At 70.2% G+C, this 22932-nt stretch carries 17 protein-coding genes, 5 pseudogenes and 1 riboswitch; of the genes and pseudogenes, 17 read left to right on the top strand and 5 right to left on the bottom strand.

Features of this window, described 5'->3' with window-relative positions; genetic code table 11:
- The first annotated feature begins 5 nt into the window (after positions 1-5).
- The 12 genes and pseudogenes from pheS (at position 6) to argH (ending at position 14659) form a co-directional block, all read left to right on the top strand.
- The gene (gene pheS / locus G4G29_RS12935) at positions 6-1046 is read left to right on the top strand and encodes a phenylalanine--tRNA ligase subunit alpha (RefSeq protein WP_183150414.1); all 1041 of its coding nucleotides are present in this window, start codon (positions 6-8) and stop codon (positions 1044-1046) included.
- Positions 1046-3547 (top strand): annotated as a pseudogene (pheT, locus tag G4G29_RS12930) (phenylalanine--tRNA ligase subunit beta). Before pheS ends, pheT begins: the two are co-directional and overlap by 1 nt.
- 113 nt (positions 3548-3660) lie before the next feature.
- Positions 3661-4626 (top strand): NAD-dependent epimerase/dehydratase family protein, encoded by a 966-nt coding sequence (locus G4G29_RS12925; RefSeq protein ID WP_183150413.1) that lies wholly within the window; start codon positions 3661-3663, stop codon positions 4624-4626.
- A gap of 40 nt (positions 4627-4666) precedes the next feature.
- Positions 4667-4761, top strand: a riboswitch (TPP riboswitch).
- Positions 4752-5600, top strand: coding sequence for a hydroxyethylthiazole kinase (gene thiM, locus G4G29_RS12920; RefSeq protein WP_183150412.1), 849 nt, complete (start codon positions 4752-4754; stop codon positions 5598-5600). Its footprint overlaps the riboswitch before it by 10 nt.
- Positions 5601-5655: 55 nt before the next feature.
- A pseudogene (locus G4G29_RS22200) lies at positions 5656-5835 on the top strand (thiamine phosphate synthase); the annotation flags it as partial.
- A 37-nt stretch (positions 5836-5872) separates the two neighbouring features.
- On the top strand, positions 5873-7744 hold the full coding sequence (gene thiD / locus G4G29_RS12910; RefSeq protein WP_244631999.1) for a bifunctional hydroxymethylpyrimidine kinase/phosphomethylpyrimidine kinase: 1872 nt from the start codon (positions 5873-5875) through the stop codon (positions 7742-7744).
- A 239-nt stretch (positions 7745-7983) separates the two neighbouring features.
- Positions 7984-9035, top strand: a pseudogene (gene argC / locus G4G29_RS12905) (N-acetyl-gamma-glutamyl-phosphate reductase).
- Positions 9032-10189 carry a bifunctional glutamate N-acetyltransferase/amino-acid acetyltransferase ArgJ gene (argJ, locus tag G4G29_RS12900; protein WP_183150411.1) on the top strand — a complete coding sequence of 386 codons (1158 nt, stop codon included), beginning with the start codon at positions 9032-9034 and terminating at the stop codon, positions 10187-10189. The pseudogene argC and the gene argJ overlap by 4 nt, the downstream one beginning before the upstream one ends.
- On the top strand, positions 10186-11103 hold the full coding sequence (gene argB, locus G4G29_RS12895) for an acetylglutamate kinase (RefSeq protein ID WP_183150410.1): 918 nt from the start codon (positions 10186-10188) through the stop codon (positions 11101-11103). Before argJ ends, argB begins: the two co-directional genes overlap by 4 nt.
- Entirely contained in the window at positions 11100-12305 is a 1206-nt protein-coding gene (locus G4G29_RS12890; protein WP_183150409.1) for an acetylornithine transaminase, read from the top strand. Before argB ends, G4G29_RS12890 begins: the two co-directional genes overlap by 4 nt.
- The gene (gene argF / locus G4G29_RS12885; protein ID WP_183150408.1) at positions 12302-13231 is read left to right on the top strand and encodes an ornithine carbamoyltransferase; all 930 of its coding nucleotides are present in this window, start codon (positions 12302-12304) and stop codon (positions 13229-13231) included. The genes G4G29_RS12890 and argF overlap by 4 nt, the downstream gene beginning before the upstream one ends.
- Positions 13231-14659: pseudogene (argH, locus tag G4G29_RS12880) on the top strand (argininosuccinate lyase). The gene argF and the pseudogene argH overlap by 1 nt, the downstream one beginning before the upstream one ends.
- Before the next feature lie 204 nt (positions 14660-14863).
- Here the strand turns inward: argH and G4G29_RS12875 are convergent.
- Together G4G29_RS12875 and G4G29_RS12870 are read right to left on the bottom strand one after the other, a co-directional pair.
- Complete coding sequence (locus tag G4G29_RS12875; protein ID WP_183150407.1) at positions 14864-15703, bottom strand: DUF559 domain-containing protein; 840 nt, start codon at positions 15701-15703, stop codon at positions 14864-14866.
- Positions 15704-16203: 500 nt separating this feature from the next.
- Positions 16204-16787, bottom strand: a pseudogene (locus tag G4G29_RS12870) (DUF1349 domain-containing protein).
- A 59-nt stretch (positions 16788-16846) separates the two neighbouring features.
- Between G4G29_RS12870 and G4G29_RS12865 the strand changes: the two are divergent.
- Together G4G29_RS12865 and G4G29_RS12860 are read left to right on the top strand one after the other, a co-directional pair.
- Entirely contained in the window at positions 16847-17473 is a 627-nt protein-coding gene (locus G4G29_RS12865) for a SatD family protein (protein WP_345941072.1), read from the top strand.
- 13 nt (positions 17474-17486) lie between these two features.
- Positions 17487-18287, top strand: coding sequence for a hypothetical protein (locus G4G29_RS12860; RefSeq protein ID WP_183150406.1), 801 nt, complete (start codon positions 17487-17489; stop codon positions 18285-18287).
- A gap of 1 nt (position 18288) precedes the next feature.
- Here the strand turns inward: G4G29_RS12860 and G4G29_RS12855 are convergent, their stop codons facing one another.
- Positions 18289-18648: a MerR family transcriptional regulator gene (locus G4G29_RS12855; RefSeq protein WP_183150405.1), complete on the bottom strand. Its 360-nt coding sequence runs from the start codon at positions 18646-18648 to the stop codon at positions 18289-18291.
- 54 nt (positions 18649-18702) lie between these two features.
- Between G4G29_RS12855 and G4G29_RS12850 the strand changes: the two genes are divergently transcribed.
- Genes G4G29_RS12850 through G4G29_RS12840 form a run of 3 tightly spaced genes read left to right on the top strand, consistent with a single transcriptional unit; the run spans position 18703 to position 21746 of the window.
- Entirely contained in the window at positions 18703-19656 is a 954-nt protein-coding gene (locus G4G29_RS12850; protein ID WP_183150404.1) for an aldo/keto reductase, read from the top strand.
- Between the two features lie 38 nt (positions 19657-19694).
- On the top strand, positions 19695-20996 hold the full coding sequence (gene tyrS, locus G4G29_RS12845; protein WP_183150403.1) for a tyrosine--tRNA ligase: 1302 nt from the start codon (positions 19695-19697) through the stop codon (positions 20994-20996).
- Between the two features lie 12 nt (positions 20997-21008).
- Positions 21009-21746: a DUF4184 family protein gene (locus G4G29_RS12840; protein ID WP_244631998.1), complete on the top strand. Its 738-nt coding sequence runs from the start codon at positions 21009-21011 to the stop codon at positions 21744-21746.
- A gap of 40 nt (positions 21747-21786) precedes the next feature.
- Here G4G29_RS12840 and G4G29_RS22195 read toward each other — a convergent pair whose 3' ends face one another.
- Positions 21787-22503, bottom strand: a complete 717-nt coding sequence (locus G4G29_RS22195; protein WP_244631997.1) for a CoA transferase — start codon at positions 22501-22503, stop codon at positions 21787-21789.
- Complete coding sequence (locus G4G29_RS22190) at positions 22485-22841, bottom strand: hypothetical protein (RefSeq protein ID WP_244631996.1); 357 nt, start codon at positions 22839-22841, stop codon at positions 22485-22487. The genes G4G29_RS22195 and G4G29_RS22190 overlap by 19 nt, the downstream gene beginning before the upstream one ends.
- Positions 22842-22932: the final 91 nt, after the last annotated feature.

Genomic DNA, 22932 nt, shown 5'->3' with positions numbered 1-22932 from the left:
TTCTCGTGTCAGAGTCTCCTGAAATCACCCCGGAAGCGGTCGAAGCCGCCGTCGCCGACGCCCTCGCGGCGATCGCCGCCGCAGCCGACACCGCCGAGCTGAAAGCGGCGCGTGCCGCCCACGTGGCCGAGGGATCGCCGCTCGCGGTCCTCAACGCCTCGATGCGCCAGGTCGCGCCCGAGAACAAGGCCGCGTTCGGCAAGCTCGTCGGCCAGGGGCGTGGACAGGTCACCCAGGCGCTCGCCGCCAAAGAGGCCGAGCTCGCCGCCAGAGAGGTCGCCGCGCGGCTCGAGGCGGAGCGCGTCGACATCACCGCCCTCCCGTCGCGCACCCGCGTCGGCGCCCGTCACCCGCTCACGCTGCTCCAGGACCAGGTGTGCGACATCTTCGTCGGGATGGGCTGGGAGATCGCAGAGGGACCGGAGCTCGAGCACGAGTGGTTCAACTTCGACGCCCTGAACTTCGACGTCGACCACCCTGCGCGTCAGGAGCAGGACACGTTCTACGTCGACCCCACCTCGCGGCACCTCGTGATGCGCACGCACACGAGCCCGGTGCAGGTGCGCTCGATGCTCGACCGCGATGTGCCCATCTACGTGCTGTGCCCCGGACGTGTCTACCGCACCGACGAGTTCGATGCGACGCACCTGCCGGTGTTCACGCAGTTCGAAGGCCTCGTGATCGACAAGGGCATCACGATGGCGCACCTCAAGGGCACGCTCGACCACTTCGCGCGCCAACTGTTCGGACCGGAGGCGAAGATGCGCTTCCGCACGAACTACTTCCCCTTCACCGAGCCGTCCGCCGAACTCGACCTGTGGCACCCGACCTTCAAGGGCGGCGCCCGCTGGATCGAGTGGGGCGGCTGCGGCATGGTCAACCCGAACGTGCTGCGTGCGGCGGGGATCGACCCCGAGGAGTACAGCGGCTTCGCGTTCGGCATGGGCATCGAGCGAGGGCTCATGTTCCGCAGCGACGTGCAGGACATGCGCGACATGGCAGAGGGTGACGTTCGGTTCAGCGAGCAGTACGGGATGGTGGTGTGATGCGCGTCCCGCTTTCGTGGTTGCGTGAGTACGTCGACGTGGCGACGGACGCCACCCCCGAGGATGTCCTCGCGGCGCTGGTGACCGTCGGCTTCGAAGAGGAGGACGTGCACCGCTTCGACATCACCGGTCCCGTCGTCGTCGGTCAGGTCGTCTCACTCGAGGCCGAGCCGCAGTCCAACGGCAAGACCATCAACTGGTGCCAGGTCGATGTGGGCGAGGCGCACGGCGGTGTCCGCGGGATCGTCTGCGGCGCCCACAACTTCGTCGCCGGCGACAAGGTCGTCGTGACCCTCCCCGGTGCGGTGCTGCCCGGTCCGTTCCCGATCGCCGCGCGCAAGACCTACGGTCACGTGTCCGACGGCATGATCGCCTCGGCACGTGAGCTGGGCCTCGGCGACGAGCACAACGGCATCGTCGTGCTGTCGGACCTCGGCATCGACGCGCCCGTCGGCACCGACGCGATCGCCCTGCTGGGCCTGGACGACGTGGCGGTCGAGATCAACGTCACGCCCGACCGTGGCTACGCCTTCTCGCTGCGCGGCGTCGCCCGTGAGTACGCGCACGCCACGGGGGCAGCCTTCCGCGACCCCGCGGAGCGCGACTTCGCCGAGCTGCAGCCCGGAAGCGGGCACGACCGTCGTCGACGACGTCGCCCCCGTGCGCGGCCGCGTCGGCGCGAGCGAGTTCGTGACGCGCGTCGTGCGGGACGTGGATCCCTCGCGCCCGACTCCGCCGTGGATGATCGCGCGGCTCAGCCTCGCGGGCATGCGCTCGTTGGGCGTGCTGATCGACATCACCAACTACGTCATGCTCGAACTGGGGCAGCCGCTGCACGGCTACGATCTCGACAAGCTCGCGGGAGGCATCACGGTTCGCCGCGCCACCCCGGGCGAGAAGATGACCACGCTCGACGGGGTGGAGCGCGCCTTGCACGTCGAAGACCTGCTCATCACCGACGGGTCCGGCCCGATCGGTCTCGCCGGCGTCATGGGCGGCGGCACCACGGAGATGAGCGACACGACGAAGAACGTGCTCATCGAGGCGGCGACCTTCGATCCGACGACCATCGCCCGCACCGCGCGCCGACACAAACTGCCCAGCGAGGCCTCCAAGCGGTTCGAGCGCGGGGTCGACCCGCTCATCCGTTCGTGGCCGCTCGCCGTGCCGCCGACCTCATGGTCGAACTCGCCGGCGGGACGCTCACGGACGAGGGCGGCGCGCTGTTCGCCGAGGTCTTCGTCCCCGAGATCGAACTGCCGGCCGATTTCGTGCCGGGGCTCATCGGTGTCGACTACACCGACGAGGAGATCGTTCGTGCGCTGACGACGATCGGAGCAGAGGTCTCGGACGCCGACGGCGGCTGGACCGTGATCCCGCCGACCTGGCGACCCGACCTGACCGACAAGTGGACGCTCGCCGAGGAGGTCGCCCGCATCCACGGCCTCGACCGCATCCCGTCGGTGCTGCCGACCCCGCCGTCCGGACGTGGCCTCACCGCGCACCAGCAGGGCCGACGCCGAGTGGCCGACGCCTTGGCCGCTGCGGGACTCGTGGAGACCCCGGCGTTCCCGTTCACGACCGAGGCGCAGAACGACCTCCACGGCTCCGCGACGGGCGCGCACCTGCCGAGCATCCGTCTGGCGAACCCGCTCGACGGGCAGGCGCCGTATCTGCGTCGCTCGCTGATCCCCGGCCTGCTGCAGACCGCGCACCGCAACATCTCGCGCGGACTCATCGACCTCGCGATCTTCGAGACCGGCGTGGTGTTCCTCCCCGAGCCCGGCGTCGAGTACGGCACCGACGACGTTCCTCCGCTGGGGGCACGTCCGTCGGACGAGACCCTCGCGGCGCTGAACGCATCGATCCCGCCGCAACATCGACACATCGCGGCGGTCCTGACCGGACACATCGCGCCGCGCCAGCCCGGCCGCCCCGCCGAGCCTGCGGGGATCGTCGAGGCATTGGACGCGGTGCGGGTGATCGCTGCCGCAGCGGGTGTCGACATCGACGTGGTGCAGTCCGAGCGTGCCGCCCTCCACCCCGGTCGGACGGGCTCGCTCCTGGTCGCCGGCGAAGAGGTCGGCTACGTCGGCGAACTCCACCCCGCGGTCGCAGAGGACGCAGATCTCCCCGGACGCGCGACCGTCTTCGAGCTCGACCTGGATCGGGTGCTCACGCTCGCGAGCGGTCGGGTCGTCGCCGCCTCGCTGTCGACCTTCCCTGCGGCGACGCAGGACGTCTCTCTCACGCTCCCGGCCGACGTGGCCGCCGCGGATGTCCAGGCGGCGCTCGCCGAGGGCGCCGGTGCGCTGCTGGAAGCCGTGCGACTCGTCGACGACTACCGTGGCGACGGCGTGCCGGAGGGGTCGAAGAGCCTGACCTTCGCCCTGCGCTTCCGCGCCGACGATCGCACGCTCACCGCGGCCGAAGCGACAGCGGCCAAGCTCGCCGGTGTCGAGGTTGCTGCGCAGCGCTTCGGGGCCGCCCTGCGCGACTGAACCCGGCACAGAGTGCGCGGCGCCCCAGACGGGTGCCGCGCACTCGCGTGGCGGGGGCTCCGCTCTGAGCGGAGCCCCTTCCCCTGACGCCTCGTCGCTGGTGGTATGAGGTCATGACGGATGTGCTGATCCTCGGAGGGACCGGATGGCTGTCGGGGCGGGTCGCTGCGCACGCCCTCGGGGCAGGGGCGACGGTCACGTGCCTGGCCCGCGGCGACCGGCCGGCGCCGTCGGGGGCGAGCCTCGTCCTCGCCGACCGCGAGGACGAAGACGCCTACGACGTCGTGTCGCGGACGGACTGGGATCACGTCGTCGATGTCTCGTCCAGGGCCGACCACGTCTCCGCGGCGGTGCGCGCGCTCCGCGACCGCGCGGCCCGATGGACCTATGTCTCGTCGATGTCGGTGTACCGAGACGACGAGGTCGTCGGCGCGGATGAGTCGGCTCCGCGGCTCCCCGCGGCACAGCAGGAGGACGACGATTACGGCCTCCAGAAGGTCGCGGCGGAGGACGCGGTGCTGGCGGGTCTCGGCGACCGGTCGCTGATCGTGCGACCGGGACTCATCGTCGGAGACGGCGACCCGAGCGATCGCTTCGGCTACTGGGCGGCGGCGTTCCTGAGAGCGCCAGATGAGCCCGTGCTGGTTCCGCCTCTCGAGTCTCGTACGGCGCAGGTCGTCGACGTGGATGATGCCGCCGCCTTCATCGTGTCGGCCGAGGTCACCGGAGCCGTGAACGCGATCGGCGACGTGCACGGTCTGGCCGACGTGATCCGGACCGTGCGCGATGCCGCGGGCCACACGGGTCCGATGGTCGTCGGTGTGGAGGAGCGTCTCGTCGCCGAGGGCGTCGCCCACTGGTCAGGGCCGCGATCGCTGCCGCTGTGGCTGCCGCCCGAGATGACCGGGTTCATGACCCGCTCGAACACGCGCTACCGACACAACGGTGGCACCCTCCGCTCGCTCGCCGACACGGTCGAGCGGGTCGTGGCGGACGAGCGCGAGCGCGGTGTCGACCGCGGTCGGCGCGCGGGGCTCACCAGGGCGGAGGAGCGCGCGCTGCTCGACGCCTTCGGCTGAGCGTCGCGACCGGTCGGTCCTGGCTCATCGCTAGACTGCCAGCAGTGACACGGGGTGCCGCGACCTGCGGCTGAGAACAGACCCGTCGAACCTGATCTAGTTCGTACTAGCGAAGGGATGTCGCGATGAGCGATCTTCTGCGTCCTGAAACCACCATCGACCTCGCCGACGGGGCTGCCGCACTGTTGGAGGTGCTGCGCGCGGCGCCCCCGTTGACCCACTGCATCACGAACACGGTCGTCACGGGCTTCACCGCCAACGTGCTGCTGGCTCTGGGAGCCGCCCCCGCCATGGTCGACATCGTCGACGAGGCAGGCACGTTCGCGGGTGTCGCCTCCGGGTTGTTGATCAATCTGGGGACGCCCACCCCGGAACAGCGCGCCGCGAGTCGGGAGGCGGTCGCCGGTGCCACGGCATCCGGCACGCCGTGGGTGCTCGACCCCGTCGCCATCGGCGCCCTCCCGGTGCGCACGGCGCTCGCGCACGAGCTCGTGGAACAGCGCCCGGCCGCGGTCAGGGGCAACGCCTCCGAGATCCTCGCCCTCGCGGGACTCAGCACCGGTGGTCGCGGGGTGGACTCCACGGACAGCACGGAGGCCGCAGCCGATGCCGCTGCCGCCCTCGCGCGCCGCACGGGTGCCGTGGTCGCGGTGTCGGGGCCGATCGACCTCATCACCGACGGAGCGCGGACGTTGCGTGTGGCGAACGGGCATGAGCTCCTGACGCGGGTCACGGGCGGAGGGTGCGCTCTCGGCGCCGTCATGGCCGCTTTCCTCGGGGCCGCCAGGGCCACCGAGCACGACGACCTCACGGCCGTCGCCGCCGCCGGTCTCGTCTACACGATCGCGGCCGAACGGGCCGCCGCGACCTCCTCCGGGCCTGGCAGCTTCGCTGTCGCACTGTTGGACGCGCTCGCCGCGGTGACCGCGGACGACATCAGGGCGGCCGCGCGCGTCGAGGTCGTCGCGCTGTGATCGCCGACCTGTCGCTCTACCTCGTCACGGATCCCGCCCTCTGCGGTGCGCGAGGGTGATCGAGACCGTCCGGCGCGCGGTCGACGGCGGCGTGCGCATCGTGCAGTTGCGGGACAAGACCGCGACGGATGCCGAGACCGTCGAGCAGCTGCTCTCGCTCTCCGAGGTCATCGACGATCGGGCGCTCCTCGTGGTGAACGACCGTCTCGATGCCGCCGTCGCCGCCCGCGCACGCGGCGCCAGGGTCGACGGAGTCCACGTCGGGCAGAGCGATGCGTCTGCGCTCCGCGCGCGAGGTTCTGGGGCCGGATGCGCTGATCGGTCTCACCGCGAACACCACCGCCCACCTCGAGGCGGTCCGCGCGCTGCCGGCAGGCACGATCGACTACCTCGGCGTCGGTGTCATCCGCCCCACAGCCACCAAGCCGGACCATCCAGCGCCGCTCGGCGTCGAGGGATTCCGGGAGTTCGCCGCCCGCTCGCCGCTGCCGTGCGTGGCCATCGGCGGCGTCGACATCGACGACACGGAGCCTCTCCGCGCTGCCGGAGCCGCCGGGCTCGCCGTGGTCTCCGCGCTGTGCACCGCCGAGGATCCGGCAGCTGCAGCGGCCGAGTTCCGGAAGCGGTGGCTCGCCGCGTCGGTGCCGCGGGTGCTGAGCATCGCCGGTAGCGACCCCTCCGGAGGTGCGGGCATCCAGGCCGACCTGAAGTCGATCGCGGCGAACGGCGGATACGGGATGGCTGTCCTGACGGCGCTCACCGCGCAGAACACCCGTGGTGTGCGGGCGGTGCATGTGCCACCGGTGGACTTCCTCCGCTCGCAGCTCGATGCGGTGTCGGACGACGTCGTGATCGATGCCGTGAAGATCGGGATGCTCGCCGACGCCTCGGTGGTCCGGACGGTCACGGCCTGGCTCGATGCCGTCCGCCCGCCCGTCGTCGTGCTCGACCCCGTCATGGTCGCGACCTCGGGCGACCGCCTCCTGGATCCGGATGCCGAGCGGGGACTGCGAGCGCTGTTGAGCCGGGCGACCCTCATCACCCCGAACCTCGCCGAGCTCGCGATGCTGTCGGGCCGCGCGACCGATGACTGGGCCGAGGCCGTGTCCGCCGCGGAGCAGCTGTCGGACGAGGTCGGGGTCGCGGTCCTCGTCAAGGGCGGCCACCTCGGCGGGGAGCATGCCCCGGACGCACTGCTGGATGCCCGCAGGGGACTGCGCCGGGAGTTCACGGGCTCCCGCATCCCGAGTCGGAACACACACGGCACCGGCTGCTCGCTGTCGTCCGCTGTCGCGACCCGGCTCGCTCGCGGAGACGCCCCGGAAGAAGCCGTCCGCGCCGCCAGGTCCTGGCTGCGTGAGTCGCTCCAGGCAGGGGAGTCGCTGCGTGTCGGCGAAGGCAACGGACCGATCAGCCATTTCGCGGGGCTGTGGCGACGCGGCGGCACGGAGACACCGGGGATGCCGTCGACATCGTCGCGTCCTGGTGGCAGGACACGGCGGAGATCCGCGCAGACATCGACGATCTGCCGTTCATCCGCGCACTCGCCGACGGTACCCTGGAGCGCCGACCGTTCGTGTCGTACCTCGCGCAGGATGCGCTCTATCTGCGGGGGTACGCGCGTGTCCTCGCCGAGGCGTCGCGCCTGGCGCCCCTCCTCGGCGGAGCAGGCCTTCTGGGCCGAGTCCGCGCGCGGCTCGATCGCGGGCGAGCTGGAACTGCACGCGTCCTGGCTGACGCCGGCGGAGGGCGTGGGTCCGGCGACCTTCACCGCGGAACCGGATGCGACGACGACGGCGTACCTCGATCATCTCCGCTCCGTCGCGTTCGGCGGCGACTATGCGGAGATCGTCGCCGCGGTCCTCCCGTGCTTCTGGGTCTACACCGACCTGGGGCGACGCCTGCACGCCGGGGAGTTCGGAGAGTATGCCCGGGATCCGGAGCATCCCTTCGCGTCCTGGTTCGCGACCTACGCGGATCCCGCCTTCGAGGACGCGACCCGCACCGCGATCGCCTATGCGGGAGCGGCCGCGTCGTCGAGCGGTGCCGACACCGCGGAGCGCATGCGTCGGGCCTTCACGACGTCGAGCGCGCACGAGCGTGCCTTCTTCGCCGCGCCGATGGAGCCGCATCGCCTCGCATGACGCTCTGGATTTGCGGTGGCGGCCGAGCCCGCGCTACTGTCGCGACATGCCTTCGGCCGCCACTGCTCCTTCGACGCTCGCCCGAGCGTCATCGCTGTGCGCCGACGCCGCGGCCGCCGACTCTAGGCGACCCCGCCCTTCTGCCTGCGCATGCGCGGCGGTCGAGTGCCGGTGTCGCCGCCTCCGGCCCCGCCCTCGGTCCTCCCTTCGCGGAAGGACCCGACCGTTAAGGTAGAAGCATGACGTATTCCGTCGCCGTCTCCGGCGCATCCGGCTATGCGGGAGGCGAGATCCTCCGTCTCCTGGCCGATCACCCCGACATCGAGATCCGCACCGTGACGGCGCACTCGAACGCCGGTCAGCCGCTCATCGAGCACCAGCCGCATCTGCGCTCACTCGCCCACCTCACCCTGCAGGACACCACCCCGGAAACCCTCTCCGGCCACGACATCGTGTTCCTCGCCCTCCCGCACGGCCAGTCCGGGCAGTACACCGACGCGCTCGGCGCCACGTCCCTGGTGATCGACGCTGGCGCCGACCACCGGCTCACGTCGTCCGCCGCCTGGGAGGCGTTCTACGGCGGGGCGTTCCATGAGCCGTGGACCTACGGCGTCCCCGAGCTCCTCGTGGCAGGGACGAAGCAGCGCGAGCATCTCCGTACGGCCACCCGCATCGCAGCACCGGGCTGCAACGCGTCCACCGTGAGCCTGAGCCTGGCTCCCGGCGTCGCCGCCGGGGTGATCGACGCCTCCGACATCGTGTCTGTCCTGGCTGTCGGACCTTCCGGTGCAGGCAAGAGCCTCAAGACCAACCTCCTCGCGAGCGAGATCCTCGGCTCGGCCAACCCCTACGCGGTCGGCGGCACGCACCGGCACATCCCCGAGATCCGCCAAGCGCTCGCCGCGGCATCCGGTGCGGACGCCGACGGCATCCGCATCTCGTTCACCCCGGTGCTGGTCCCGATGTCGCGGGGTATCCTCGCCACCTCGAGCGCGCCGATCGTCGACGGTGCGACGGATGAACAGATCCGCGCCGCGTGGCAGACCGCGTACGGCGACGAGACCTTCGTGCAGATTCTGCCCGAAGGGCGCTTCCCCCGCACGGCCGACGTGCTCGGGGCGAACACCGCCTTGATCGGCCTCGCGATCGATCGGGCCGCGAACCGCGTGACGGTCGTCACCGCCGTCGACAACCTCGTCAAGGGCACCGCCGGCGCTGCCATCAATCCATGAACATCGCGCTGGGCCTTCCCGAGACCCGCGCCCTCTCAGTGAACGGAGTCGCCCCGTGAGCGTCACCGCCCCCGCAGGATTCGAGGCGGCCGGTGTGGCCGCAGGACTCAAGTCCACCGGCAAGCCCGACGTGGCCGTCGTCGTCAACCGCGGCCCGCGCAAGGTCGGTGCCGCCGTGTTCACGAGCAACCGCGCCAAGGCGAACCCGATCATCTGGTCGCAGCAGGCCGTCGCCGACCGCGTGGTCGAGGCCGTCGTCCTCAACTCCGGGGGTGCGAACTGCTTCACCGGGAGCTTCGGGTTCCAGACGACGCATCAGACCGCCGAGAAGGCGGCCGAGCTCCTCGGGGTCAGCGCGGGCGATGTCCTGGTCTGCTCCACGGGACTCATCGGCACCGGCGATGAGGTCTTCCGCGCCAAGGTTCTGGACGGGACGGCGCAGGCGATCGCCGAGCTCAGCCCGGACGGCGGAGACACGGCAGCTCACGCGATCATGACCACGGACACCGTCGCCAAGACCGCGGTCGTGCAGCGGGACGGCTGGACCATCGGCGGGATGGCCAAGGGCGCGGGGATGCTCGCGCCCGGTCTCGCGACCATGCTCGTCGTGATCACGACCGACGCCGTGCTCGAGCCCCTCCAGGCCGACGAGGCGCTGCGCCGCGCGACCGGGAAGACCTTCGACCGGCTCGACTCCGACGGCTGCATGTCCACGAACGATCAGGTGACCCTGCTCGCGAACGGCGCATCCGAGGTCGTGCCCGATCTGGACGACTTCGCCGCGGCCCTCACCGAGGTGTGCCAGGAGCTGGCCGTGAAACTGCAGGGTGATGCGGAGGGCGCGAGCCACGACATCACGATCGAGGTGCAGCAGGCGGTGTCGGAGCAGGAAGCCGTCGAGGTCGGACGCTCGGTCGCCCGCAACAACCTGTTCAAGGCCGCCGTCTTCGGCAACGACCCGAACTGGGGGCGAGTGCTCGCCGCGATCGGCACCACGAACGCGCAGTTCGACCCCTACGACGTCGACGTGTGGATGAACGGCGTGCGTGTGTGCACGGGAGGCGGGCCCGACCGTCCGCGCGAAGAGGTCGATCTGACCCCCCGCGCCATGCACCTGGTGATCGACCTGAGGGCGGGAGACGCGACCGCGACCGTCCTCACGAACGATCTCACGCACGACTACGTGCACGAGAACAGCGCCTACGCCTCATGACCGACATCCAGGACACCACCCCGGACATCGCCGCGCAGAAGGCGACGACGCTGATCGAGTCTCTGCCGTGGCTGAAGAAGTTCCGCGACCAGATCGTCGTCGTCAAGTACGGCGGGAATGCCATGGTCTCGGACGAGCTGCAGGAGGCGTTCGCTCAGGACATCGCGTACCTCCGCTACGTCGGCGTCCAGCCTGTGGTGGTGCACGGCGGCGGCCCGCAGATCTCGAACATGCTCGAGCGCCTCGAGATCCCCAGCGAGTTCAAGGGCGGCTACCGCGTCACCAACACCGAGGCGATCAGCGTCGTGCGCATGGTGCTCACCGGACAGGTCAACCCGCAGCTCGTATCGAAGATCAACTCGCACGGGCCCATCGCCACGGGGCTCAGCGGGGAGGACGCCGGGCTCTTCGGCGGACGCCGTCGCGGAGTCATGATCGATGGCGAGGAGGTCGATCTCGGCCGGGTCGGCGATGTCGTCGAGGTCGATCCGACACCCGTGCTCGACCACCTCGCCTCCGGCCGCATCCCCGTGGTGTCGAGCATCGCGCCGGACCTCGACCATCCCGGCCAGTCGTTGAACGTCAACGCCGACGCTGCCGCTGCGGCACTCGCCGTCGCCCTGAACGCCCGCAAGCTCGTGATCCTCACGGACGTGCCTGGGCTCTACGCCGACTGGCCCAACCGCGACTCGCTCGTGTCGCATCTCACGTCGGAGGCGCTCGTCGAGATGCTGCCGACGCTCGAGTCGGGAATGATCCCGAAGATGCGCGCGTGCCTCGACGCGGTCGAGGGCGGCGTCGACGCGGCCGCCATCATCGACGGGCGGGTGCCGCACTCGGTGCTCGTCGAATTGTTCACCAGCAAGGGAATCGGGACCGAAGTGGTCCTGGGAGCGAAGGGAGCGACGGCATGACCGTCTGGCAGGACGACGCGGCACGTGATCTCGTGCTCAACGCGGGGGAGCGGCTCGCGCTGCTGGTCCGCGGTGAGGGCTCGTACCTGTGGGATGCCGACGGCCGACGCCACCTCGACTTCCTCGCCGGTATCGCCGTCACCTCGCTCGGTCACGCCCACCCGGCCTTCGTCGCCGCGGTGTCGACGCAGGCGGCCACGCTCGCGCACGTGTCGAACTACTTCGCGACGCCCCCTCAGCTCGCGCTCGCCGCGCGGCTCAAGCGTCTGGCGGGAGCGGGCATCGACGGACGTGTGTTCTTCTCGAACTCGGGCGCCGAGGCGAACGAGGCCGCCTTCAAGCTGGCCCGTCTGCATGGCGGCTCCGAGCGTCCGCGCATCCTCGCGCTGGAGAACGGCTTCCACGGACGCACCATGGGCTCGCTCGCCCTCACCGCGAAGGAGTCGATGCGCGCGCCGTTCGCGCCGATGCCGGGCGGCGTCGAGCACATCCCCGCGACCATCGAAGCGCTCGAGGCCGCGATCGACGACAGCGTCGCGGCGGTCATCGTGGAGCCCATCCAGGGCGAGGCCGGCGTCGTCGAACTGCCGGAGGGGTACCTCGCCGCCGCGCGGTCGCTCACCCTCGCGAACGGGGCGCTGCTGATCGTCGACGAGATCCAGACCGGAGCCGGGCGCACGGGTCAGTGGTTCGGTTTCAGCCACGAGGGCATCACGCCCGACGCCATCACCCTCGCGAAGGGCATCGGCGGAGGCTTCCCGATCGGGGCGCTGGTCACCTACGGAGCGGCCAGTGCGCTCTTCACCCCGGGTTCGCACGGTTCGACCTTCGGCGGCAACCCGCTGGCCACGGCCGTCGCCGACGCCGTGCTCGCCGAGATCGAGAGCGCAGGACTCGTCGAGAACGCCGCGCGCCGCGGTGCAGAACTGCGCGAGATCCTGCTCGGCATCGACTCTCCGCTGATCGAGGGCGTGCGCGGGCGTGGACTCCTCGTCGGCGTCGCGCTCGCGCAGCCCGTCGCGGGTGCGGTCGTCGCCGCCGCGCAGGAGCGCGGACTCATCGTCAACGCCGCCAACCCCGAGACCGTGCGCATCGCACCGGCTCTCACGATCGGCGACGCCGAGCTCGCCGAGTTCCGCGAGCTGTTCACCGCCGCACTCGCCGACGTCCAGGCCTCTGTCGCCGGAAAGGTATCCGCATGACCCGCCACCTGCTGCGTGACGACGACCTCACCCCCGCCGAACAGGCGGAGATCCTCGATCTCGCCCTCGAGCTGAAGAAGGACCGCTGGGCCGACAAGAGCCTCGCCGGTCCGCAGACGGTCGCGGTGATCTTCGACAAGTCCTCCACGCGCACCCGTGTGTCGTTCGCGGTGGGCATCGCCGACCTCGGGGGATCGCCCCTCATCATCTCGACCGCGAGCAGTCAGCTCGGAGGCAAGGAGACGCCCTCCGACACTGCGAGGGTGCTGGAGCGCCAGGTCGCCGCCATCGTGTGGCGCACGTACGCGCAGTCCGGGCTCGAGGAGATGGCCCGGGGCACGCGTGTCCCGGTCGTCAACGCGCTGTCCGATGACTTCCACCCGTGTCAGCTGCTGGCCGACCTGCTCACGATCCGCGAGCACAAGGGCGAGCTGAAGGGCCTCACGCTCACGTTCTTCGGCGACGGCCAGAGCAATATGGCGCACTCGTACGCGCTCGCGGGTGTGACCGCCGGCATGCATGTGCGCATCGCCTCCCCGGAGGACTACGCACCGCGCGCCGACGTGATCGAGGCGGCAGACCGTCGCGCGGCGGAGACGGGAGGCTCGATCACGCTCTTCACCGACGCGGTCGAGGCAGCGGCCGGCGCGGATGTGATCGTCACGGACACCTGGGTCTCGATGGGCAAGGAGGAGGAGAAGATCGCGCGCATCCGCGATCTCGGCGGCTACAAGGTCACGCCAGAGACCATGACTCTCGCCGATCCTGAGGCGATCTTCATCCACTGCCTGCCCGCGGATCGCGGCTACGAGGTCGACTCCAGCGTCATCGACGGTCCGCAGAGCGTCGTATGGGACGAGGCCGAGAACCGCCTGCACGCGCAGAAGGCCCTGCTGGTCTGGCTCCTCGGCAAGAAGGACGCGTGATGGCCGACTCGACCCACGAAGGCACGAACGAGGGCGCGCTCTGGGGTGCCCGCTTCGCCACCGGTCCGGCACCCGAGCTGGTCGAGCTCAGCCGGTCGACGCACTTCGACTGGATCCTGGCGCCGTACGACATCGCCGGCTCCCACGCACACGCCACGGCGCTCGAGGCCGCGGGGTACCTCGAACCCGATGAGGCGCGGCGGATGCACGAGGGACTCGACGCCGTCGCCCGCGGTGGCGGACGGAACCCTGCGCCCCGTGCCGACCGATGAGGATGTGCACGGTGCGTTGGAGCAGGCGCTGATCGCCGAGCTCGGGCCGGAACTGGGAGGGCGCCTCCGCGCCGGGCGCAGCCGCAACGACCAGATCGCCACGCTGGTGCGGATGTACCTGATCGACCACGCTCGGGTGATCGCGCGCGACATCCTGCGCGTGATCGATGCGCTGGTCGCCCAGGCCGAGGCGCATCCCGAGGCGATCCTGCCCGGCCGCACCCACTTGCAGCACGCGCAGCCCGTGCTCCTCGCTCACCATCTTCAGGCCCACGGCTGGCCGCTGGTGCGCGAGCTCGAACGTCTCGTGGACTGGCGTCGCCGCGCCGGTGTCTCGCCGTACGGTGGGGGAGCCCTCGCCGGCTCGACTCTCGGTCTCGACCCCGCGCTCGTCGCGACCGAGCTGGGCCTCGATCGCCCGGCCGAGAACTCGCTCGACGGCACAGCCGCCCGTGATGTCGTCGCCGAGTTCGCGTTCATCACGGCGATGACCGGTGTCGACATCTCGCGGCTCTCCGAGGAGATCATCCTCTGGAACACTCGGGAGTTCGGCTTCGTGACGCTCGACGACGGCTACTCCACGGGGTCCAGCATCATGCCCCAGAAGAAGAACCCCGACATCGCGGAGCTCGCCCGCGGCAAGTCGGGGCGCCTGATCGGCAACCTCTCAGGACTGCTGGCCACGCTCAAGGGGCTCCCGCTCGCGTACAACCGTGATCTGCAGGAGGACAAGGAGCCGGTCTTCGACTCGGTGCAGACCCTCGAGGTCGTGCTTCCCGCGTTCGCCGGGATGATCGCGACGCTCCGTTTCGACACGGCGCGGATGGCGGAGCTCGCCCCGCAGGGCTTCTCGCTCGCGACGGACGTCGCCGAGTGGTTGGTCAAGCGGCGGGTGCCGTTCCGCGATGCGCACGAGATCTCGGGCGCGCTCGTGCGTGCCTGCGAAGAGCAGGGCATCGGTCTGGAGGACGCCTCCGATGAGCTGTTGCTGTCCGTGTCGCCGCATCTCGTGCCCGAGGTGCGCGAAGTCCTCACGATCGAGGGGTCCGTGGCTTCGCGGACCGGGGTCGGCGGGACCGCTCCGGTCCGCGTCGCGGAGCAGCGCGCCGAACTCGTCGCGCGCGCGCAGGCCGCCGCCCACGCGCTCGGACTGTAACCTCCGCGCTGACGATCCGCCGACGCCCCGACGATCCCCCGAGGAATCTCCACGGATTCCTCGGGGGATTGTCGTCGGGTCAGCGGATTGTCGTCGGGTCGGGGGATTGTCGTCGGGTCGGGGGAATGTCGTCGGGTCGGGGGAATGTCGTCGGGTCGGGGGATTGTCGTCGGGTCAGCGGATTGTCGTCGGGTCGGGGGATTGTCATGCCGCCGGCCGCGAGAGTCTGTGCAGGGCGCCCAGCACAGCACCCTGCACTGTCGGCCAGTCGTGGACGATCTGCGCGTAGTCGAACCGGAGGGTCTCGTAGCCGAGACGTGAGGCCGCGGCGTCGCGAATGCGGTCGATGTGCCTGCGTGTCGTCGAACCGTGGTTCTCTTCGCCGTCCGCCTCGAGGATCAGGCGATCGCCGAGGACGAAGTCGACCCTCCCGACGCCGTCGATCCTCACCTGGCATCGCAGACGGATGCCCAGTACATGGAGCCGTAGGCGGAGAAGCGACTCCAGGCCGCTGTCTGCGTCCGCTCTGGCCAGCTCCACCAACCAATGCGCGCTGCGGGGCAGAGCCTTCCTGATGCGCGCCCGCGCCGCTGTGGAGAGTTTCTGCAGTCTCCAGGCCGATTCGTACGCGGCGAAGAAGGCTTCGTCTCCGCAGCACCGGCGGAGATGGAGCAGGGCCGTCTCGATCGTCGCGGAGCCGAGCGGCGGACGGCCGCGGTAATAGTGCGAACGGTAGGTGCACCCGGGGTGAGCGAGGGCGTGGTTGTCGGGTCCGAGCCAGACATGCGGACCGTCGTCTGCAGGGAGCACCCAGATCCCTGCGGATCGCAATACGCTCGCGCACGTGAGCGCGCCGCCGTGTGCCGTCGCTGCACGCACCTGCTCGTCGAGAGGGCCGGCCGCGAAGACCCCGTGCCGGACGCGATCGATCTCTCCCCGTCGCACCATTCCAGCGAGAGCCTGCCGGGTGAATCCGAGAGATCGCAGTTGCGTGCCTCGGGCGAGTCCGCCGAGGCTCCTGATGGTGTCTGTTGGCGAGAGCATCCGTCCACCGTGCCAGCCGGCCGACCCCGCTTCGGACCTCTGACCCGGGGCATGTGCACAGCCCGGCGATCGCTCGGCCCTGTGCAGCAATAGCCGTCGGCGCCGATTCCCGGACCACCCGACGATTCGCCGTGGAATCTCCACGGATTCCTCGGCGAACTGTCGTCCTCTCGGCGAACTGTCGTCCCGTCGGCGGACTGTCGTCCCGTCGGCGAACTGTCGTCCCGTCGGCGAGTCGTCGTCCCCTCGGCGAATCGTCCTCGCCCGCTCGATTGGCCGAGGTCCTGACGGTCCGCCGAACAATCTCCATAGATTCCTCGGGGGATCGTCGTCCGCCCGGGGGATCGTCGTCCGACCGGGGGATCGTCGTCCGACCGGGGGATCGTCGTCCGACCGGGGGATCGTCGTCCGACCGGGGGATCGTCGTCCGACCGGGGGATCGTCGTCCGACCGGGGATCGTCGTCCGACCGGGGGATCGTCGTCCGACCGGGTCCGGGGATCAGTGCAGGTCGGTGTCCGCCGTGGATCGCTCCCACCGCGTGAAGCGCACGGTCAATCCGGCTCGGGTCGGTGCGGCCAGGAACGGTCCGGCGGAGGCGGCTGCCTGGCCGTCGAACGGGGCGACCCTGACCAGCCTCCAGGCGCCGTCGTCCGCGCGCGCCCTCACGATCAGGGCGTCCGACCACCGGCTCACCCGCACGGTGATCTCGCTGTCACGCCACTCGTCGACCTGGCCGACCGACCAGTCCGAGTTTCCGGCGGTCACCACGGCGCCGAGTCCGAGGTGGTCGTCGGCGTACTCCAGACCGGTCTTCACCCAGTGCTCGTCGTCGATGCGGACGAAGACGCCCGCCTGGTCGAACTGACCGTCCCAGGGGCGCGGAACGACACCTCCATCGCCTCGCCCACCCGGAGCGTCGCGAGGAGCGCGTGTGCGGAGTCGTGCACGAACCCGTAGGCGGTGTGTCGCCAGGCGTCGCTTCCTTCGGCCGCGGTCGCATCCAGGTGTTGGGCGACGGTGACGGCTGCGGGGGCGTGGGTCCAGGTCCCGTCTGCCCACGGGATCATGCGCGATTCAGGCATATTTCCTATCCATAACCATATACGGCATAACTCAGCGATATTCGTGATAAGGTTATCGCATGGTCATCGCCGTCATCGCCGACATCGTCGGATCCCGCGAACTGAGCGATCGCGGAGCAGCTCAACGGATCCTCGACGAGACCATCGCGCAGGTCGAGCACGACCTCCCCCTCGCGGTGCACCCGCTCACGCCCACGGTAGGAGACGAGCAGCAGGCCGTCTACCGTGCCCTCCCTGACGCACTCACCTCGCTCCTGATGATCCAGCTGCGGCTGCCGGACGGGATCGCCTTCCGATTCGGTCTCGGCATCGGGAAGGTCACCGCGGTCGAGTCGGTGCACGGCGAACTCGCCGACGGACCCGGCTGGTATGCCGCACGGGCGGCGATCGAGACCGTCCACTCCCGCGAGCAACGCGCCGTTCCGCGGACCCGCACCTGGATTGTCGGTGCTCCGGGGCAGGATGAGGTCATGGAGACCACCGTCGCCGCATCCAACGCCTATCTGCTCGTCCGAGACGAGCTGGTCGGCGCGATGAGCGCCCGCGAGCGGCGCCTCACCTACGGTCGAGCGGTCGGTCGGTCTCAGCAGGGCTCGCTGCGCAGGAGCAGATCTCTCAGCCGAGTGTCTCGAAGTCCCTGCGCAGCGCCGGAGCCGCCGCCCTCCTCGAGGGCCTCGACGCGCTGAGGGGGCAGAAGGCATGATCGTCGCCGGATTCATCCTGCTCGCCATCGGAGCCGCCGACCTCGTGCGTCAGTTCGTCCCCCGACGATGGATCGGGTATGTCGCAGCCGCGGCCGTCGTCATCCTCCTCGGCATCGGCGGCGACGCGTTGCTCGCGGCGCTCCTCGGGCTCGCGGTCGGTGTCCTCTGGGTCTGGAGCATGCCGGACGAGGGACCGTCGCGTGCCGGATTCTGGCCGGCGGTCGTCCTCGCGGCGGTGAGCGTCGGGTCCGTCCTGTGGGCCGGAGCTCGGCCGGAAGCCGGGCTCATCGGCGAACTGTGGAGCCTGCGCTCACCGTTCGGCGTGGTGGAGTTCGACCTCGCCGTACTCGCGCTCGGTGCAGCGGTGTTCCTCCTGGAGTCGTCGAACCTCGTCGTGCGCGCCGCGCTCGACGGCGAGCACACCTGGCGTCCTGCCGATCCCGCGCAGCCCGCCGCGCAGCCGTCCACCGATCCCGCACCTGCCGAGCCTGCTGCCGGGCTCGACACCGCACCGACGGACGCCGCCAGCACGCCGCGGGCCGACCCTCGGAACGGATTCAAGGGAGGCCGCCTCATCGGACCGTTGGAGCGCATACTGGTCATGATCCTCACGCTCGCCGCCGCGTATCCCGTGCTGGCCGCGATGCTCGCGGCGAAGGGCATCGTGCGGTTCCCGGAGATCTCCCGAGACGGCGAGACGGGTGCCAGAGCCGAGTACTTCCTCGTCGGGAGTCTCGTGAGCTGGGTGATCGCGCTCGGCGCCGCCTTCCTCGTGTGGTGGGCCGCGCACAGCTGAATCAGTCGAGCTGCTCGCGGTACCAGGTCAGCTTCTCCGCGAGCCGGCGCTGCTGCGCGAGCACCTCGGCCAGCTGACGCTCCACGGTCTCGGCGTGCTCCTCCAACAGGGCGATCCGCTCGGGGATCGTGTCTTCACTCCGGCAGAGCTGACCGTAGCGGCGCAGTCGTTCCACCGGCATGCCCGTCTCCCGCAGGCACTTGAGGAACTCCAGCAGACCGAGCTCGGCGTCTGTATAGGCGCGATGCCCGCCCGCCGTGCGCGGAACCGCCGGAAGGATTCCCTCGCGCTCGTAGTAGCGCAGTGTGTCGATGCTGAATCCGGAGCGTGCCGCCGTCTCCGCGGGGGTGTAGGTGGTCATGGCGTCGATCCTAGGTCTTGACCTGGAGTGCGCTCCAGGTTGCAGGCTGAACCCATGACCGTTCAGAACACCTCTGTTTCCCCCATCGTCCTCGGCGCCATGTCCTTCGGGACGCTGGTCGACGAAGACGTCTCGTTCGCCCTGCTGGATCGTTTCGTCGAACGCGGCGGCGTGTGGATCGACACCGCGGATTGCTACAGCTTCTGGGCGAGTGACACCGGGCACGGAGGGGCGTCAGAGGCGGTGATCGGTCGCTGGCTCGCCGCGCGTCCCGGCATCCGCAGCCACGTGCGCCTCTCCACCAAGGTCGGCGCGGAGCCGCTGTGGCCCGGCTCGTGGCCCGAGCACCGCACCGGACTCTCGCCGCGCGCGATCCGTCAGGCGGTCGAGGGCAGCCTCGAACGTCTCGGCGTCGACGCCGTCGATCTCCTCTGGCTCCACCAGGAGAACCGCGCCGTGCCGATCGAGCAGACGGTCGACGGCCTCGCGGCGCTGACCTCGAGCGGGGCCGTCCGACGCGTCGGCGCATCCAACCACCCGGCGTGGCGGATCGAGCGGGCACGCGCGCATGCCGCGTCGATCCGCAGCATCCCGATCGACGCCTTCCAGCTGAACAGCACGTATCTGCGGGTCCGCCCCGGCACGCGGCCGCCCGGGGTGATCCACCCGTTCGGGGTGCTGAGCGACGAGCAGCGCGACTTCGCCGCCGCGAACGGGATGGAGACCTGGGCGTACACGCCCCTGCTGTCCGGTGCGTACGACAACGCGGCCAAGTCCGTCCCCGACGTGTACGAGCACCCGGGAACGGAACAGCGACTCGCGGCACTCACTCGGGTCGCCGATCGGCGTGGTGTGCAGCGCGGTCAGATCGTTCTGGCATGGCTGCTCGCGCAAGGCATCCGTCCTATCCTCGGCGGCAGCACGCTCGCCCAGCTGGACCTCGCCCTCGACACGGCGAATATCGAGCTCACCGCCGAGGAACGGGACGAGCTCGACGCACCAGCGTGAGGCGGGAGCGGCGTTCGCGCGCTGATAGCCTGGAGCGCGTGTCAACTCCCGCTCTGACGACCGCGACCCCGGCGATCGACCCCACGTTCGAGAACGTGTGGGACGAACTCGTATGGCGCGGCCTCGTCCACGTGTCCACCGACCAGGAGGCGCTGCGCGCCCTGCTCGCGGGAGACCCCATCACGTATTACTGCGGGTTCGACCCGACGGCGCCGAGCCTGCATCTGGGGAACCTGGTGCAGCTGCTGACGTTGCGCCGCATCCAGCTGGCCGGGCACAAGCCGCTCGGCCTGGTCGGCGGCTCCACGGGACTCATCGGCGATCCTCGCCCCACGGCGGAACGCACGCTGAACACCCGCGAGACGGTCGCGGAGTGGGTCGACCGGCTACGCGGCCAGGTCGAGCGCTACCTCAGCTTCGAGGGCGAGAACGCGGCCCGCATCGTCAACAACCTCGACTGGACGGCGCCCCTCAGCGCGATTGACTTCCTGCGGGACATCGGCAAGTACTTCCGGGTCGGCACGATGCTCAAGAAAGACGCGGTGGCGGCGCGGCTGAACTCCGACGAGGGCATCAGCTACACCGAGTTCAGCTACCAGATCCTGCAAGGCATGGACTACCTCGAGCTGTACCGCCAGTACGACTGCGTGCTGCAGACCGGGGGCTCCGATCAGTGGGGCAACCTCACCAGCGGCACGGACCTCATCCGACGTGCGGAGGGCGCCTCGGTGCATGCGATCGGCACGCCGTTGATCACCAACAGCGATGGGACGAAGTTCGGCAAGAGCGAAGGCAACGCGATCTGGCTCGACGCCGAGATGTGCAGCCCGTACCGGATGTACCAGTTCTGGCTCAGCACGGCAGACAACGACGTGATCGAGCGCTTGAAGGTCTTCACCTTCCTGAGTCGCGCCGAGATCGAGGAGTACGCCCAGCTCGTAGAGACCGAGCCGTTCCGTCGTGCAGCCCAGAAGCGCCTCGCGCTCGAGGTCGTCGCGACGGTGCACGGTATCGAGGCGACGGCGGCCGTGATCGCGGCGTCCGAGGCGCTGTTCGGTCAGGGAGACCTCACGGCACTCGATGCGGACACGCTCCGCACGGCGCTGGAGGAGTTGCCGAACGCGACGGTCGCGGCCGATGCTCCGGTGGTCGAGGCGCTCGTCGCCACGGGTCTCGTGGCGAGCCTGTCCGAAGCCCGACGCGCGATCGGCCAGGGCGGCGTCACTCTCGACGGAGAACGCGTCGAAGACGATTCCGCCACGATCCGAGGGACCCTGCCGGGCGGAGTCTCTGTACTCCGTCGAGGCAAGAAGACCCTCGCCGGCGTCTTCCTCGCCTGAGTCGTCAGCGGCATGCCCTTCACTCCGAGCCACGCGGTCGTCGCGCTGCCGTTCGTCCGCACACCCCTGGTGCCTGCGGCGATCGCGATCGGAGCCATGACGCCGGACCTGCCTCTGTTCCTCCGCGGGGTGGGTCTGAACTACGCGTTCACCCACACCTTCGGCAACGTCGTCTGGACCGCGCTGGGGGCGTTCGTGCTGTTCGTGCTGTGGCGCGTCGTGCTGCGCCCTGCCGTCCCCGACCTGTCGCCGGCGTGGCTCGCGCGCCTGCTGCCCACGGAATGGGACGACCGGGGGATGATCGCGGCCGGAAAAGCTGTCGGGGTGGGGGCGAAGCGCTCGTACCCGGTTCTCCTCGCGGTATCGCTGCTGCTCGGAGTGCTCTCGCACATCGTCTGGGACCTCTTCACGCATGAGGGCCGGTGGGGGGTGGAGCTTTTCCCCGGACTCGACGCGATGTGGGGCCCGGTGCCCGGATTCAAGTGGCTCCAGCACGGATCGAGCGTCATCGGCCTCGCCGTGATCGGCGTGTACTCGCTGATCTGGCTGCGCGGCCGACCCGCGCGGACCGACATCGAGCAATCGCTCCCCGGCGTCGTGCGCGTGGCGTGGTGGGTGTCGCTGCCGGTGATCCTCGTCGGCGCCTGGGTCTGGGGACTCGTGGTGCTCGGACCGCTGGATGCGCAGTTCACCGTCCAACACCTCGCCTACCGCGTGCTTCCCCGGCGTGCGCGCTCTGGGGTGCGTTGACTCTCGTGCTGTGCGTCGTGGTATCGGTGCGCGGCGGACGTCACCAGACGGGCTGATCCCGGCCCCATGAACGCGGCGCGGCGAAGTCGAAGCCGCTCAGCGCCGGCTTCGCGGTGACGACCTCGCGCCCGTCGACGACGAAGTGCACGAGGTGGGGGCGCGCATCGAACGCGGTCTCAGGTTCGGGCTCCCGGATGCGAGGCATGCCCAGGAGCTCCGCCGCGACCCGGCGCAGCGAGGTGCGGACACGCCACGTTCCGCCCTCGACGGCGCGGCGCTGTAGGAGCGCCGTGACAGCCGCGGCGAGGAGATACCCGGCACTGTGGTCGAGTGCCTGCGCGGGAAGGACGCCGGGTGTCTCCGCGTCCCGCAATTCGATGAGCGCGATGCCGGACTCCGCCTGCACGAGGCTGTCGAAGCCCGCCCGATCGGGGTGCTCCGCGCCCCACGCGCTGAGCTGTGCGATCACCATGCCGGGGTATCGGAGAGCGAGGTCATCCGGATCCAGTCCGAGCCGAGCGAGTGCGGCGGGACGATACCCGAGCACGACAGCGTCGGCCTCGCCGAGCAATTCGTGGATCCGCGAAGCATGGGCATCGAGCACCGCGGAGCGCTTTCCCTGTCCTGTGTCGAGATGCTGCCACTCCGGCTCCGGCAGTCGCGGGGGGTCGATGCGCAGCACGTCCGCGCCAAGGAGGGCGAGAGTGCGTGTGCAGACCGGTCCGGCGATGACCCTCGTCAGATCGAGAACACGCACGCCCCGCAGGGGAGGTGGGGCTGGTCCTCGGGAATGCGCCGTGGCGGACGAACCCGGCCGGGGAACCGGACGATGTCGAGGACCGGAGTGTCCCTCAGCGCGCGGTCCTCATCCGGACGCTCGGCCCGAACGGCGACCGCGAGTCCACCGGCCGTCGTGATCGCGGAGAGGGCATCCGACTCGGTCCGTTGCTCGAGCGCGGCGCGTACGGCGTCGGCATCGGCGTCGGGGGCGAGCTGCAGACCACGGAGCAGAGCCGCTGCGTGGTGAGGGTAGTTGCCGTGGGTGCGGATCCAACCGTCGTCCGTGCGCCAGAACCCCGAGTAGGGCGACCACACCGGGGAGCGGCACCACCGATCTGGAGATACCTGTCGCTGCGGTAGGCGACGGCGACGCGATGCGGGTCGATCGTGTCGGGCGTCCGGCCAG

The sequence above is a fragment of the Microbacterium sp. Se63.02b genome (genome assembly GCF_014171575.1).
Classification (GTDB): Bacteria; Actinomycetota; Actinomycetes; order Actinomycetales; family Microbacteriaceae; genus Microbacterium.
This window is presented reverse-complemented; position numbering and strand designations above follow the sequence as displayed.

Bases quoted from the DNA above. Each gene is read 5' to 3' on its own strand.
- G4G29_RS12860 (WP_183150406.1), top strand. From the start codon at position 17,487: ATGATCGTCGCCGGATTCATCCTGCTCGCCATCGGAGCCGCCGACCTC.
- G4G29_RS12925 (WP_183150413.1), top strand. From the start codon at position 3,661: ATGACGGATGTGCTGATCCTCGGAGGGACCGGATGGCTGTCGGGGCGG.
- argF (WP_183150408.1), top strand. From the start codon at position 12,302: ATGACCCGCCACCTGCTGCGTGACGACGACCTCACCCCCGCCGAACAG.
- G4G29_RS12865 (WP_345941072.1), top strand. From the start codon at position 16,847: ATGGTCATCGCCGTCATCGCCGACATCGTCGGATCCCGCGAACTGAGC.
- thiD (WP_244631999.1), top strand. From the start codon at position 5,873: ATGCGTCTGCGCTCCGCGCGCGAGGTTCTGGGGCCGGATGCGCTGATC.
- G4G29_RS12890 (WP_183150409.1), top strand. From the start codon at position 11,100: ATGACCGTCTGGCAGGACGACGCGGCACGTGATCTCGTGCTCAACGCG.
- G4G29_RS12850 (WP_183150404.1), top strand. From the start codon at position 18,703: ATGACCGTTCAGAACACCTCTGTTTCCCCCATCGTCCTCGGCGCCATG.
- argB (WP_183150410.1), top strand. From the start codon at position 10,186: ATGACCGACATCCAGGACACCACCCCGGACATCGCCGCGCAGAAGGCG.
- G4G29_RS12875 (WP_183150407.1), bottom strand. From the start codon at position 15,703: ATGCTCTCGCCAACAGACACCATCAGGAGCCTCGGCGGACTCGCCCGA.
- G4G29_RS12855 (WP_183150405.1), bottom strand. From the start codon at position 18,648: ATGACCACCTACACCCCCGCGGAGACGGCGGCACGCTCCGGATTCAGC.
- G4G29_RS12840 (WP_244631998.1), top strand. From the start codon at position 21,009: ATGCCCTTCACTCCGAGCCACGCGGTCGTCGCGCTGCCGTTCGTCCGC.
- thiM (WP_183150412.1), top strand. From the start codon at position 4,752: ATGAGCGATCTTCTGCGTCCTGAAACCACCATCGACCTCGCCGACGGG.